This is a genomic window from Hyphomicrobium zavarzinii ATCC 27496 (genome assembly GCF_000383415.1).
GTDB lineage: Bacteria > Pseudomonadota > Alphaproteobacteria > Rhizobiales > Hyphomicrobiaceae > Hyphomicrobium_C > Hyphomicrobium_C zavarzinii.
This window is the reverse complement of record NZ_KB911266.1, coordinates 40,038-54,476: the sequence shown is the minus strand read 5'-3', so window position 1 is coordinate 54,476 and position 14,439 is coordinate 40,038. Positions and strand designations below refer to the sequence as shown.

Genomic DNA, 14,439 nt, shown 5'->3' with positions numbered 1-14,439 from the left:
TGTGACTGCTCCTTTCTTTCGCCCGTGGGCGAGAAGAGCCGCGCGACTTTTTCAACCGCGCGGCTCCGTCCTAACTACTTCTTGTCGTGACCGTGTTTGTCGTGATCACCGTCCTTATGGTCTTCGCCCCCGTGTGAGGACGCTTCGAACTTCGCGCCGTCAATTTTGGCGCATTCGTCCTTCGTGAGCTCCTTGTACCCCTGCTTCTCGCAAGCGGCGTCGCCGGCACAGACGTTGGCGCCAGAACAGTGGCCGTGATCATCACCGGCCAACGCCGGCAAGGACAGTGCGGCGAGACCGAGGGCTGCGACAGTGATGCGGATAGTCGATTTCATTTTCGTCTCCATGTGTACGTTGCTGTATCGGATGGCTTGATCAGTGACGCTTTCCACCATGACCATTGCCGTTCCCGTGTCCGTTACTGTTTCCGTGTCCCTTCTCGTGTTGCTTGTTGTGTCCTCCTCCGTGATTGCCTCCTCCGCACACCAGGCCGTCGTGGGTAAGGCGACAGCCTCCGCGCTTTGAATGTTTGCCGTGATGCTTTTTGGCGATCTCGTGCACGTCCCCGTAGCCACCGGCTAATGGAACGCGCGACGGTGCGCCCAAAGTCAGCGCTGAGGCCGTGGACGCTGCCAGCAGCAAGCTCGTTGCAATAAGTGAAGTGTGCAAAGCGATATGCATAAGTGGTCTCCATCGGTGAGCTTGCGCTCACCAGAGTGATTTCATGACAGGCCAACCTGTCCGAGAATTTGGTGACACACCCAGACATGCCGCCCACTAGAAGGGGCAGCGATGAAGAGCAGATCGTTCCAGATGTCTGACCAATCAGGCTTATTGGGACAGCAATCGGCTTCTCTCGATGAGAAGCAGCCCTAAAGGCACGAGGGCTCTAAATAAGAAGCACCACTGTGCGGCGCACTTCGATGCGAGGATCAACCTGCGTCTGATGACGGTTGAAAACGGCGAGACCATCTCCCGCAGATAATCCCGATCGCGAGAGAAACTGAACGCGAACTGGGATTGCCACCGCAAATGCCGGCAGCAACTTGAGGTCCGGCGCTGTCGGCGGCGCCGAAACCGTATCCATCAACGCTTTGTCAGTGCATTTTTCGCCGTCGGCAAAGGCGTCGACTTCCCCGGCGCAGCCAACAGGATCGTGAGCAGCCTGCTCGTGACTTTCGTGATTGCCGCTGTGCAATACGCCATCGATAACGAATTCAATCGCCTGATGGCCGGATGGCCCAATGCAATTGCGCAACGGCATCGCCGCCAGCGCCAACGACGGCACCATCACCAAAAGCAGGACAGAAGCTGCTAGTCTGCGAGCGCGGTTCATGTGAGTCGGATTGAAAGATTCCAGGTGCAATAGGCGGCCATGGCATCATGTCGTTTATTGGGCGTCGTGTCGATCTCGGAACTGAGGCATGGGCTCGATTGCTGTACCTCCGCGCGTAGGAAACCGTCAAACGCGCGTTTCGCTGCTTCGCGATCCAAGCCGACGAGAGAACGAACGAACAAACCGAGTCCTCCATTCTGTCGGGCTTGGTCCAGATCTCCTGGTTGAGCCCCGGCGGCCAGGCTAGCGACCAATGCAGTGCCACCAGTCGTCATGTTCCACGCTGCGAAATTTGCGCGGAAGTGAACCGCTCTGGATTGACGAGACCAAGAGCATGCGGCGAGTGAAGTCGGCCCGTGCATGCCAAAGACGCAACAGACCCATTCGGATGCGGCGATGGGGCCGGCGGGGTTCGATGTCGTTGCAGGCTCGCGCTTCTTGCCCTCAATCTGCAACTTGGTCCTGATTGACCAGACGTGGCTCGGTCGCAGTGGCGGCTTGGCGCCGACGAGTTTCCCTTTGTTCCAGGGCACACAGGTGGACTTGAGCGGGGCTTCGGAAGTGCGAGTGTCTTCGTGTTCCATAATCTGTCTCCTTGTTTGAGAGACAGAACAGCATGCACCTAGGTCAGCCCAGCCTGCTGACTTCACGACTGGTTTCGGTCAACTTCTTCTATCCCATGGTTACCGCTCGTCGATTCTGATCCGACGCAGCCTTGGCCCAAGAGCTTTGGTCGGTTGGTTCACTAGTCCGTAGCGCGAACCGCCTCCAACCAAGCCAGCATTTTGCGCATTTCGCGGTCTTGGTTGGTAAACCAATCGGTGGACCAGACGCGGTAGAGCCGCCAGCCCAGATCTTCCAGAATCTCCTGCCGCAAACGATCGCGGTCTCGAACTGTTACACCAGAGTGATATGTGGCGCCGTCGCACTCGATTCCAGCAAGGAAGCCGTTCGGCCAACCTGGATGTCGGACGCCGATATCGATGCGAAAGCCATCGACCCCAACCTGTGGCACGGCTTCGTAGCCTGCTTGCCGAAGCTTGCCAGCCACGTGCACTTCGAAGTCGCTGTCCGGAGGTCGCCCTGTCTCGATGCCCGGTTCAATCCGGCCAACGGCCGCATATTCAAGGAAGCTCTTGAGAACGTGCACGCCGCGGTTGGCGCTCGGCGCCGCGACGATGTCTCCGGACCTCAACGAGGTCACAAGCACAATCTTCCGCTTGGCGCGTGTGAAAAGCACATTGAGGCGCCGATGCCCTGCCTCGCTGTTGATGGGGCCGAAGCGTTGGGCGACCTGTCCAGTCTCGCCTGGACCGAACACGGTCGAGATAAGGATGACGTCACGCTCATCGCCCTGCACGTTCTCCAGGTTTTTGACGAAAAGTGGCTCTAGTGTCTCCTGCCACCGTGCCCGGTAGTCGGCAACGCTCTTGTTCTCGTGAGCAAGCTTCTCGAGAACTTCTAGGACAAGCTCTCTCTGCTGGGTATTCGTAGTAACGAGACCGATGCTGAGCTCAGGGCTGCGCTCGATGAGTTCGCGCGCTCGATCGACCATAACGCGCGCTTCTTCGGAGTTTGTGCCCCCACCGAGATACTGGCCGCCAACATAAACGTGCTCAATGCCAAGACCGTCGGAGGAGTCGGTGGCGGACGGAAAGACGACTAAACGGTCATCGTAAAAGTGCCTGTTCGAAAACGCGATAAGGCTTTCGTGTCGCGATCTGTAGTGCCAGCGCAGCATTCGGGTTCGCCTTAACCGGGCTTCAGCGAGATCCAAGATCGAACTCTGTCCTGCGGCAGCCCCATCCTGGCCATCGGCTCCATCGGCGCTTGTTCCAAAAAAGTCGGTCGGCGGCAACTGCATCGGGTCACCGACGATGATCGTTTGATTGGCGCGTGCGAGTCCACCGACAGCATCAGCGGGCTTCATTTGCGAAGCTTCGTCGATGATGACGACGTCAAAGAAGCCATCTTGCCGTGGCAGATACTGGGCCGCCGTGAGCGGAGACATCATCCAGACGGGTTTAAGCGCGCGCAGTGCGTTTGGCGCCCGACGGATCACATCACGAAGTGGAATATGTCGCCTTCGCTTATTTGCCTCGTTTTCCAATAATGCGCGCTCTGACCACGTCGAGCGCGGGCCTTGATCGTTTCCGTACGGCGCTGTTTGCAGTGTCGCTTTTGCGACGATACGCTTGGCCTCGAGATCGAGGAGTTCCTTGTCCAGCGCTGCAAAACGCGCCCGTGCGTCGTCAAGAGTAGTTCCCGTCAAATCGGCAAGCTCACGCCCCTCAGTCTCGAGTTGATGTCGGATGAGAGTTCGCACGAGGCAGAGTTCAAAAACATCTGCAAGGCGCTCTTCGGTCGCTTCAAGTGCATCGAACGCCTTGGCAATCGGCGCGATCGGGGTCGAGAGCGCTTCGTCGAAGGCATTTTTGTAGCGCATCCAATCGAGCAAGCTTTCCGTGCTCTGCACCGCACGTTGCAGTCGAGAGTGAACCTCTCCGAGCGAAACGGAATGGCTTTCGCCGGCGTTGCCCAAGAAGTCGACTTCGGACAATTGCGCCGTGGCGGCGAAGTGGTCCCACTTTTCCTGGAAGTCCGCCAAGATTGCAGCGAGCTGAGGGGCCGCATGTCTCGCAATCTCGCGATACCGATGAGGATTTGCACTCGCCTTTATCTCTCTCTCCACGGCATCCGGGAGACCTGCACTCTCAATTCCCTGTGCGCACGCCAGGGCTGCTCGCAGCACAGCCGGATCGTCAAGAATAGCGTCGTAGGTGGAGCCAAGAGCTTTCCGAAGATCTGCGCGGTCCCTGAGCTCCCTTTCGCGTCGCTTCCACTCCACGAGATCCTTGGCTTGTTTCCATTCGCCATCCGGCGACTTGTCCATCGAGAGGCTGGCTTCTTTGGTCAAAATGCATCGGCCGTTCTCGAGCGCGGACGCAATCGCTGCATGGCGCTGCCTAGCCCGATCCACCATATTGCCGAGCTCTTCTTCCGCAGGCTCGCATGCTGATAGCCGGCGCTCCAAGTCGGTAAGGTCATCGAAAGAAAAGCGAGCGCGCAGAAGGCGCAGGTTATTGGTGCTTTCCCCTAGGAGCTTCTGATAGGCAATTGATCGAAAAGGTGCGCTCGATCGCGCCATGGTCAAGGCGGCTGACCGGAGAAGATCTGCAGCTGCCCTATAGAGGTCGAAGTCGGAATGGTGGCCTTGAAAGTCTGGGCCAAGGACCTCTCTATTCTTCGGATCCTCGGCAAAGTCATTTGCCTCGGCAAGCAGACACGCAATCTCTCTTAGGTGCCCGGAGCGCGTGTGCGCGTTGGCTTTCGTCGGATTTCGGACCAGGCCACGCCACATAGTGTTCGCTTGCCGCGCTTCTGATGAGAACGCCGTTAAGACATTTGACGCGGCCAGGGTATCAGCGGCCTTATAGAGGGCCTCACTTGAGAATTCTCGCCGCGCTCGCGGGACATCGAACTGCTCATTGAGCGAAGTCTCGCGACTGGCGAGCATTATAGCCTTCCCGCCCGCCACCGCGATGAGTCGCTCGCTGCCATCGGCAAGCATGCCGACCGTTCGCGCATCGAGGACCTCATCGCGTTCCTCGACAAACAACTTGGCTGCCTTGACAAAAGAAAGTGCGTCGTTTGTGGACGCGGGCCAAGGTGTGCCAAGGAAGTCAACGAACCGTTTCAGGTCGTTTGCGGTGTGCTCGAGTGTTTGCAGTTCTTCTAGTGCATATATGGAAGCGGCTGTTAAGGCCGCTACACTCGCTTCTATACCGAGCCTTTGGCAGGAGCCAAGAAGCTCGTTAAGTGTCTTTGGCTCTAGGCTTGTGGGATCGACGAAAAGATCGCCAAGAACACCGGAGAGCTTGACGTGACGCTCGACGTAATCAGCAAGCGTGGTCAGGTAGTCTCCTGCCTGTAGGCAGAGCGACAAAAGTTGCGGATCTGCCGCGAGATCAGGAATCCGCGAAACTGCGTCGACCCAATCTCGCAAGCCCCTAACGTTGTCAGGAACATTAAAGCCCGCCCCTCTAAGTGTCGCGACGGCGTGGATGAGGCGCTGAATCTCATGGTCGGCAGCGCTTGCCGCATCCACGACGTGATTGGCGAGGAACCGGTTCGTCTCGCCAACGCCACGCCAGGGATGGCCGACAAGCTGCTGAGCGCCTGACAGGATAGCATTTCGTGCATTTGCAAGACTGTCGAGGGACGCGCGATGCCGATCGAGAGTGTGCGAATCTATGGCAAGCGCATGTGCGATCCCGACTTTCTCCAGGCCGGCTGGTAGCTGAGGATCAAGGTCGGGGGAATAGCGGTTTGAGAACCACATAAGCTGATGTAATGGTCGCGCAAGCTTACCAATCGGCTTACCCATCAGCGCGACATAACGCGCGAGCTTATCACGCAACGATCTGCGCTGCTCGAGTTTGCGCTCGACAGCTTCGGGCGCATACAGTGTCTGGAGGTTCAATCGCTCAGAGATTGAAGCCAAAATCTCAGATTTGCGGGTCCTGTCCGAGTGGACCTCAAAGAGGAACGGACCGAAGCCCCGATCCTTCAGTCTGCTCGATACGACATTGAGAGCGGCGCTCTTCTCGGCCAAAAATAAGATGCGCTTGTTAGCATCCAGGGCAGCCGCGATGATGTTGGCAATTGTCTGCGATTTACCGGTTCCGGGTGGGCCCTGAATGACGAAAGACTTCCCGGCTATCGCATCGATCACAGCTGAGTGCTGTGAGGAATCGGCTTCGAGCACAAGGCTCGGTACGGATAGTGGGAAACTAGGGTCATCGATTGGATAGTCGGCTCCAGTGGCGGATTCGAAGGTGTCAGTGAGGCCGCGCCCGCCGAGAAGCCGGCCTACCAGCTCATGTTTAGATAACACATCGCCTGCCCAGTCCTCTGTCGCGAGATCTTTATAGAGTGCGAGGCGTGAGAATGGGAACGTACCAATCGTTACGAATCGGCGGACGCGCCAGCGGCGCTTTGATGCGATCACCTCGGCCACTTGGGCGAGCCAGGGTTCGAGCAGCGCCGCTTCGTCCTGCGCTCCATCGCCAGGCTGATCTTGCTCGGTGGCCAGCAAGAAGGGTGGAAGCGTGAGCTGGTGCTTCTGCTTTAGAAATTCCTGAAGCGTGACGTTCAGCTGTGCTTCGTCGGGCTCAGCCGACATCGTATAGCCGATCTGGCCTCGGTCAGTACTACGGGTGAGCGTGAGCGGCGCGAGAATTAGCGGAGCGTAATGGGCTGTACTCGAGCTGTCGTCTTCATACCACTCGAGGAAGCCCAACGCAGCATTGAGGACGTTGATCCCCTTCTCCTGAATGTGATCTTGGTACGATTCATAAATCTTACGTACGCGCCGATCCAGATCGTCTGGAAGGAAGAGTGTTTGAATGAATTTGTCATGATGATCGTTGCGCGCAGCGCCGTCAGGATGGGGGAGCTCATAGTTGGGATCAATGCCATTGGCTGCGGCAAACACTGCAAGGTTGACCCGGTTAGTGCGTACGGAGATAGGCTCCTTGCCGAGGGAAACTCGAACAGTGTCCCTGAGTTTGCGTTCGAGCCAGAAATCTTGCTCTGGCTGAAGCCCGTCTTCTGTTAGCCTCTTGACCGCTTCGAGATAGGGTTCATCAGATTGGCGTGTTTCGTTTAAAGCAGACTTGAACTCCTCAGTCATTTCGTCTGGAGGAACATGAGTGATATGCGGTAGTGGCTTGAAACGCATGCCGCCGCTACTCAAGTGACGGAACATTTCCGCTGGCAGCTCGTCGACAGCGCGGATGTAGTCGCTTCCCCGATCAGAGTGCTTAAAGCTCAGGAGCTTGTTGCGCGTGGAAAAATCCAACAGCTCAGTTCTGAGCTTGGCAAGCTCTGCTCGAACAAACTCGACCGGATCGAAATCCTGCAATGTGGGCATGGCGCAATAGTCCCGCATGTGTTCGCACACCGATATGCGTACGACGGAGCTTTTTCTCGCATGAGTCGCTGGGGACTACGCGAATCTTGCCGTCAGCACGCCTCATGGTTGTGGAAAAATGGGCACCTTTTCCAGCCAAGCCGCCCAGAGCTTGGCGGTGTGCGGTTTAAGGCAATGAGGTCAATCGCTGTGGATGCGACGCTTGCTCCAATGTGTCCGCTTATTGAGGTGCTGTGCATTGCATTCAAGTGCCCATCTGTCGGGCGGCTGACGTCCGCAATCTCGGCGCCGCAACGGTAGCAGCGTCCCAATGAACGAACCCGCTTTGGCGGGAGAGCGCTGCGCGCGAGGGGCAGGAGCCAGCGGCTTACGATACGCTAACCAACTGATGGACGCACGATAACGGGGCGGGCGCTCCGTCTTGAGGATCGAGGGGTCTAGCACTCCAACCTCAAGACAGGAGACCCCGATGAGCACCCCCTATCCGAAGGAGCCCATCAGCCCTTTGCGCACCCGCATGATCGAAGACATGTGCGTGCGCGGTTTCTCTCCCGCCACCCAACGCGGCTACATCCGCGGCGTCAAGATGCTCGCGGCGTTTCTCGGCCGCTCCCCCGACAGCGCGACAGCGGAAGACCTGCGCAGCTTTCAGCGGCATCTGGCAGCCACTGGGGTCACCCCTGGCGTGCAGAACATGACTGTATCGGGGCTGCGGTTCTTCTTCCGCTTCACCGTCGACAAGCCGGATACGACGCGGCATCTCGTTTACACCCACGAGCCGCGCAAGCTTCCCCGCGTGCTTTCGTCGGAAGAGATCGGCTCGTTGCTGGCGGCGGCATCGGAGCCGAAGGACAAGGCGATGCTCAGCGTCGCCTATGGCGCCGGTCTGCGCGCCATGGAGGTGGTGACGCTCAGGGTCTCCGACATCGACAGCAAGCGGATGCTGCTCCGTGTCGGCAATGGGAAGGGCGGCAAGGACCGCTACGTCATGCTCTCGCCGACGCTGCTGGAAGCGCTGCGCGACTGGTACCGCATCGCTCGCCCGCGCGTTTTTCTGTTTCCCGGCCGCGACAAGATCGGACCGATGACGACGCGGCAGTTCCATCGCATCTGCAAAGGGGCTGCCGAGCGCGCGGGCCTGCCGAAGTGGGTCGGACCGCACACGCTCCGGCACTCCTTCGCGACGCACCTGCTCGAGAACGACCTCGACGTGCGCGTCATTCAGGTCCTTCTTGGCCACGCGCAGCTGGATACCACCGCCCGCTATACGCAGGTGGCGACCAGCGTTATCCGGCGCGTGATGAGCCCCATCGACCGGCTCATACCGCTCGACGCCCCACCGCCGCCGCCGGACGATCCGCCGCCGGCATAGCGGCAGGCGTCATTGTCCCGTCCAGCTCTGGAGGTCGCGGACATCTTCCGCGATCACGGTTCCGCCTGGCGTGACGCCAACGCGGGCCATGTGAGCCTCGGCCAGATGAAGGTCATGTCAGCCATCGAGCGCTGCCGCACCGCGGCGCTCGGCGGGCACGTTGCGCGCTGCGAGAACGCCGCCTGCGGTCATACGGTGATCGCCTACAACAGCTGCCGCAACCGGCACTGTCCCAAGTGTCAGGGGGTCGCAGCACGCGAGTGGATGGAAGCGCGGGCAGCCGAGTTACTGCCGGTTCCTTACTTCCACGTCGTGTTCACGCTGCCGGCGGCTATCGCCGACATCGCCTACCAGAACAAGGCGCTGATCTACGATCTCTTGTTCAAGGTGTCGGCCGAGACGATGACGACCATTGCCGCCGATCCGAAGCACCTCGGCGCGAAGATTGCCATCACCTCGGTGCTGCACACCTGGGGCTCGGCGATGACGCATCACCCGCACGTGCACATGATCGTGCCCGGAGGTGGCATCGCGACCGATGGAACGAGGTGGATCGCCAAGCGGCCCAACTTCCTACTGCCGGTGCTGGTGCTGTCGAAGCTGTTCCGGCGGCTCATGCTCGAGCGGCTGACGGCTGCGCACGCCGAGGGCTTGTTGAGCTTCTATGGTGCGCACGCACACCTCGCTGACGCTGGCATGTTCGCCGACTATCTGGCGCCATTGAAGAAGACGCGCTGGTTCGTCTACGCCAAGCGCCCGTTCGCCGGGCCGAAGTCGGTGCTCGCCTACCTGTCGCTCTACACCCATCGTGTCGCCATATCGAATCGCCGGCTGATCGCCGCCGACGGTAACTCCGTCACCTTCAAGGTGAAGGACTACCGGATCGACGGCCCCGGCCGTTACACGATGATAACGCTCAATACGCACGAGTTCATCCGGCGTTTCCTCATCCACGTGCTGCCGAAGGGCTTCCACCGCATCCGCCACTACGGCCTGCTGGCAAGCGGCGTGAAGGCTGAGAACCTTGCCCGGATGCGCGCGCTGCTCGACGTGGCGCCGCCCGATCAGCCGGCGCCCGAAGCCGTCAACGGCGCCGATGCTGCCGACGTGCTGCCAACACCCTGCCCGTGCTGCGGCGCCCGCATGTTCATCATCGAGCGCTTCGAGGCCGGCTGCCAGCCGCGCCATCGGCCGACACCGGTCATCATAAGGATCGACACCTCATGACCGCGAGCCGATACACCGACCGCAGGGCCGACGATCACGCGAGCTGGTTCCGTACCGGCCGCGACGGCGCTCGGGGATTATCAAGTATCGAACGCGCTCAAGGCCGATTCTTTCACGCCGGTGCTCAGGCTCCGACCAGCAAATGGCATTCGCCACGCTCGCGGCCGGTTCCAGGCCCAAGCGAAGAGCCACCAGCGGCGCATGCCCGAGCACTATCCCCGGCCATCAATCGCCATAGCGCCTGAGGCAGCGTCACGCCTCACATCCCCGCGGGTTCCTTCACTGGAGGCTTTCCGACGACGGCCCGAGTGCACCCGGCCGCGTCCCTCAGGGCCGTCCTCCGAAACCCTTCACAATAGCAGAAGTCGGCGACCACGGTCGTAGTGTGCTGAGCGTCGAAGCGAGCCGGTCTGCATCGAGGCGAAAAGCGGACGCCGAGCCGGCTAGCGCGAGGGCCGACGCGAGCGCGCCCGCGAGGGTGGCAGCCGAGGCGATCTTGAGCGGTTCGGTCATGCAAGTCTCCTGATGGACAAGGTAAACCCGTGGCCGGGAGGCGCGTCGTTTCTCTGGAAGAGGGAGGTTTAGGCACCCGCTTCGTCACGCATGGTGAGGGCGGCGGGTAGCGGATGGAAATACCTGGACGGTCTCCAATTCATAGCGCTTGGCTATGAGGACCATGCAATGCCCCTGGCCGAAGGTCGCACAGCAAATGCCGCTTGCTACGATCGGCGGCGAGCAGCGAGGCCATTGAGCTCAGCCCGAGATGAGCTCGTGCACGCTGAATTGCCCCTCGTCATCGATCCAGACATGAGCCGGCGTCCAGTTCGCGGAGAGAGCCAGCTCCTGGAACTGCGCGATCGAGTATTTGTAGGAGTTCTCCGTGTGGATGCGCTCGTTGGCTTCGAAATGGATTCGATGCCCGGCGATCGAGATCTCCTGCTCAATGGTGCTCACCAGATGCATCTCAATGCGCCCCTCACGCGGCTCATAGATCGCTTCGTGGCGGAAGGATGCGACATCAATCGCGCTCCCGAGCTCCCGGTTGATGCGCACAAGAAGGTTGAGGTTGAAAGCGGCCGTGACGCCCGCGGCATCGTTGTAGGCAAGCACGAGCTTCCTCGCGTCCTTCTTCAAGTCGATGCCGATGATGAGCCTGCTTCCCCGAGGTAGCGTCGACTTGAAGGTACGCAGGAGCTCCACCGCATCCGGGGGCGTGAGATTTCCGATCGTCGAGCCGGGGAAAAACCCCGTCCTGGGCCGTCCGCTGAGATCGGGCGGAACCTCGATGGGAAGGGAGAAGTCCCCGACGAGCGGTCGCACGGCGATGTTGGGAAAGCGCGCCTCAAGGCGCCTTTGCGCGGAGGCGAGGGCACTCTCCGAGACATCGATGGGCACATAGGCGATGCCGTCCGGCGCACGGGCAAGCAGGGTCTCAGTCTTCAAGCTCGAGCCCGAGCCGAACTCGACGAGCACGCTGTCGCGGGCTATTTCAGCCATCATCTCGTCAGCGTAGGCCGACAGGATTTGTGCCTCGGCTCGCGTCGGATAATACTCGGGGAGCCTGGTGATCTGCTCGAAGAGATCGCTCCCCCGAGCATCATAGAAGAAGCGGCAGGAGAGTGCCTTGCGCGGCCGCGAGAGGCCCTCGACAACAGAGAGAGCAAACTCGTCCGCGACCTCCGGCTGCGGTTCCAAAAGGCGGGCATTGGAGCCGGCGTGGCGCATCAGACGGCCTCCGAGGCTAGGCGCAGGCCCACGAACTGCCAGCGCTGGTGGGGGTAGAAGAAGTTGCGGTAGGTCGCGCGTGAGTGACCGTCCGGTGTTGCGCAGGAAGCGCCGCGCAACACGTGCTGGCTAACCATGAACTTTCCGTTGTACTCGCCGACTGCTCCTGGCGGAGGGCGATAGCCGGGGTAAGGGAGGTAGGAGCTCGCAGTCCACTCCCAGACGTCGCCGAACATCTGACGCGGCCGACGGATGCCGGTGGGATCGGCGGGGAGCGGCCGAAGCGCGCGAGAGCCGAGCGTATTGCCCGTGATAGGCAGGCCTGCGGCCGCGATCTCCCATTCGAACTCGGTCGGAAGGCGCTTTCCCGCCCAGCGTGCGAAGGCATCAGCCTCGTAGTAGGAGACATTGCAGACGGGAGCAGCAGGCTCGACCGGCTGCAGGCCGTGAAGCGTCATTTGCATGAGGCCGTCGTCGCGCTCCTCCCAATAGAGGGGACCTTGCCACTGCTCGCGGTTGACGAGCGCCCAGCCGTCGGCGAGCCACAGGGATGGCGTCCGGTATCCGCCATCGCGTATGAACTCTTGCCATTCCGCATTTGTCACGAGCCGGTCGGCGAGACCGAATGGGTGGATGAGAACGCTGTGGCGCGGGCTTTCGTTATCCCACGAGAACCCGTCGCCCTCGTGGCCCACAGCGCGAATGCCGCCCTCGTATGCGATCCAGCTGACCGGGTCGGCCGCGATCCCCGCGTCTGCGGGCGCGGGGCGCGCATAAGACGGTCGAAGCGGGTTTGAAGCAAAGAGCGAGAGGATGTCGGTCAGCAGCAGCTCCTGATGCTGCTGTTCGTGATTGATTCCGATCTCGATCAGCCGCCAGACGTCGCTTTCCGGGTCGAATCCGCTTGCAAGAAGCTTCCTCAAGCCTTCGTCAACGTGGGCGCGATAGGCAACGACTCGTTCTGCCGAGGGGCGGGTCAGCACACCGCGCCGTGGGCGCGGCTGGCGCGGCCCCAACGCCTCGTAATACGAATTAAAGCAGTAGTTGAAAGTTTCGTCGAAGACCCGATAGCCCATGAGGTGCTTCGAGAGAACGAACGTCTCGAAGAACCACGTCACGTGCGCGAGGTGCCACTTCGTTGGGCTCGCGTCTTCCATCGGCTGGACCGTCATGTCCTCGGGGGTGAGCGGAACCACCAGCTCCAGCGAAAGATTGCGACATTCGAAGAGGCGGTGGGAAAGGGAGGTCTTGGCATCCGCCGACGGGAGAGTCGTCATGGTCTCAGCACTTGCATCTTGAGCCATGGGCATCCTCTTGCGGCGGACCTCTCGGGTGAGCCCCAGAGGCTCGATTACATAAAGTGTTGAAAGCCCTGATCAGTTCCGTCAGGGAGCATAGACAATTGCCCAAAGTGTCCAATCCATTGAGCGGCTCTCGAATTGATACCTCAAAGCTATGGAGCCCTCTGGCAAAGTAGAGGGCGATGGGTGCCGCTCCGCGCCCATCTGCAATGCGGTCCACGGGAGTTCACCAGTGACCCAGCACTATGACGCGGCCATCATCGGAACGGGTCAGGCCGGCCCACCACTCGCCAATCACCTACAAGCGAGTCGCTCGCAAAGTCCTTCAGCAGTGGCGGTCCTGGTCCAAAGCCCGCGAGCGCTATTCCGCCGTCAAAGCCCCAGTGACGCTGATCTACGGCGACAAAGACTGGTCGCGCTTCCCGAGCGGGAGCGCACCAAGGCCGCGCTGCCAGGCGCTCGCTTGGTCACAATCCCGAACACGGGTCATTTCTCGGCCGTCGAGAAACCGCGCGGCGGATGGCCTGTTCCGCTGGAACGCTTGAGTGCGCTGCGCTCACCGATATTGAACTCGCGGAACGCCGCCGCTAAACTTAGAAACGGAAGGACGACCTTCCCTTAGAAAAGAATGTCCGGGACGGCCCGGCCCCCAGATGAGAGGGCTGAGCATGTTCTTTATTTCTTTTTTTGCAGCGAGGCGATCCGAGAACGCCGGAACCTCGCTGAAGGCAGCGGCGGATTGGGGTTTCCTCCCTGTCACAGGCCCCAGCCTCCAGATCCTCTCCATTTGTCCCCTTGTCCCTGTCGATCACGAATTCGCCGGTGAATATGGCGGGCGCACGCGTTGGATTGGCCGCTGCGTCGCCAACTCTCGTCCTCGTGGACTTCGAGGAAGCCGATGCCCTTGGGCAGATCTCTCGTGAGGTCCGTGATGTCCGACACCTTCCAGGATAAATCGCGCATTGGAACCTCCAGCTCATTCGAGGTGTTCTTCTCTCTGCGCGGATCACTATCTAGAGACGCGTGGCGCTGGGCTATGATCGCGTCGGCGTCGATCTTCCTGCTCGGCGTATCGCTCCTCTGCGGAAGCGAGGAAGCCTCGTTGGCGCCGCCAACCACCAAGGCGGGCCGGCTGTTGCTCGTGGCTTGGTATTTCGGTCAGGTGACGGTGGTCGCACTCCTTTGCGCCAAGCGGCTTCTCGATATTCCAAGGCCGCTTTGGCTGGCATTGCCAATTCCCATGGCCGGTCTGCTCGGCGGGATAGCCGCAGTTATGCACTGGCATCCTTTTGGGGTGCCTATGGCGTTGTTTGCGGTGTTGGCCTCGACCGCAGCCCTGCCTGCGTTACTCGCCTGCGCCCTCTATGAGCCTGACGATGTTTGAGCCCGCACATGCCTTCCACTTATGGATTTTTCGTTCGGTATCCACGATCGGCAGCGGCCATGCCGCATTTGCGAAGTAATCAGTCTCGCGCGATCTCGTAAGCCCGGGTGGACTGTCCACCGAGTGGAAACGAACGTGTCGGCGCGGGATTTGACCGTT

At 60.3% G+C, this 14,439-nt stretch carries 10 protein-coding genes; 3 read left to right on the top strand and 7 right to left on the bottom strand.

From position 1 onward, the window contains the following. Positions 1 to 74 precede the first annotated feature (74 nt). From F812_RS25050 to F812_RS25825, 4 genes are all read right to left on the bottom strand, one after another. On the bottom strand, positions 75 to 401 hold the full coding sequence (locus F812_RS25050) for a hypothetical protein (RefSeq protein WP_020088073.1): 327 nt from the start codon (positions 399 to 401) through the stop codon (positions 75 to 77). 488 nt (positions 402 to 889) lie between these two features. After that, positions 890 to 1,336, bottom strand: coding sequence for a hypothetical protein (locus tag F812_RS0121580; protein ID WP_156827602.1), 447 nt, complete (start codon positions 1,334 to 1,336; stop codon positions 890 to 892). Beyond that, entirely contained in the window at positions 1,333 to 1,920 is a 588-nt protein-coding gene (locus F812_RS27085; protein ID WP_245257742.1) for a hypothetical protein, read from the bottom strand. The genes F812_RS0121580 and F812_RS27085 overlap by 4 nt, the downstream gene beginning before the upstream one ends. Positions 1,921 to 2,081: 161 nt before the next feature. Continuing rightward, entirely contained in the window at positions 2,082 to 7,271 is a 5,190-nt protein-coding gene (locus F812_RS25825; protein WP_198011255.1) for a DUF4011 domain-containing protein, read from the bottom strand. 469 nt (positions 7,272 to 7,740) lie between these two features. Here F812_RS25825 and F812_RS0121565 point away from each other — a divergent pair, with 469 nt between their 5' ends. Both F812_RS0121565 and F812_RS0121560 read left to right on the top strand, forming a co-directional pair. Continuing rightward, the gene (locus F812_RS0121565) at positions 7,741 to 8,643 is read left to right on the top strand and encodes a tyrosine-type recombinase/integrase (RefSeq protein ID WP_020088069.1); all 903 of its coding nucleotides are present in this window, start codon (positions 7,741 to 7,743) and stop codon (positions 8,641 to 8,643) included. Between the two features lie 12 nt (positions 8,644 to 8,655). Beyond that, on the top strand, positions 8,656 to 9,870 hold the full coding sequence (locus F812_RS0121560; protein WP_020088068.1) for an IS91 family transposase: 1,215 nt from the start codon (positions 8,656 to 8,658) through the stop codon (positions 9,868 to 9,870). Positions 9,871 to 10,197: 327 nt separating this feature from the next. Here the strand turns inward: F812_RS0121560 and F812_RS0121555 are convergent, their stop codons facing one another. The 3 genes from F812_RS0121555 to egtB all read right to left on the bottom strand — a co-directional run bounded on the left by F812_RS0121555 (position 10,198) and on the right by egtB (position 12,899). Further along, the gene (locus tag F812_RS0121555; RefSeq protein ID WP_020088067.1) at positions 10,198 to 10,383 is read right to left on the bottom strand and encodes a hypothetical protein; all 186 of its coding nucleotides are present in this window, start codon (positions 10,381 to 10,383) and stop codon (positions 10,198 to 10,200) included. Between the two features lie 240 nt (positions 10,384 to 10,623). Continuing rightward, the gene (egtD, locus tag F812_RS0121550; protein ID WP_020088066.1) at positions 10,624 to 11,595 is read right to left on the bottom strand and encodes an L-histidine N(alpha)-methyltransferase; all 972 of its coding nucleotides are present in this window, start codon (positions 11,593 to 11,595) and stop codon (positions 10,624 to 10,626) included. Next, positions 11,595 to 12,899, bottom strand: coding sequence for an ergothioneine biosynthesis protein EgtB (gene egtB, locus F812_RS0121545; RefSeq protein ID WP_020088065.1), 1,305 nt, complete (start codon positions 12,897 to 12,899; stop codon positions 11,595 to 11,597). Before egtB ends, egtD begins: the two co-directional genes overlap by 1 nt. Before the next feature lie 928 nt (positions 12,900 to 13,827). Here egtB and F812_RS0121540 point away from each other — a divergent pair. Next, on the top strand, positions 13,828 to 14,280 hold the full coding sequence (locus F812_RS0121540; RefSeq protein ID WP_156827601.1) for a hypothetical protein: 453 nt from the start codon (positions 13,828 to 13,830) through the stop codon (positions 14,278 to 14,280). Positions 14,281 to 14,439: the final 159 nt, after the last annotated feature.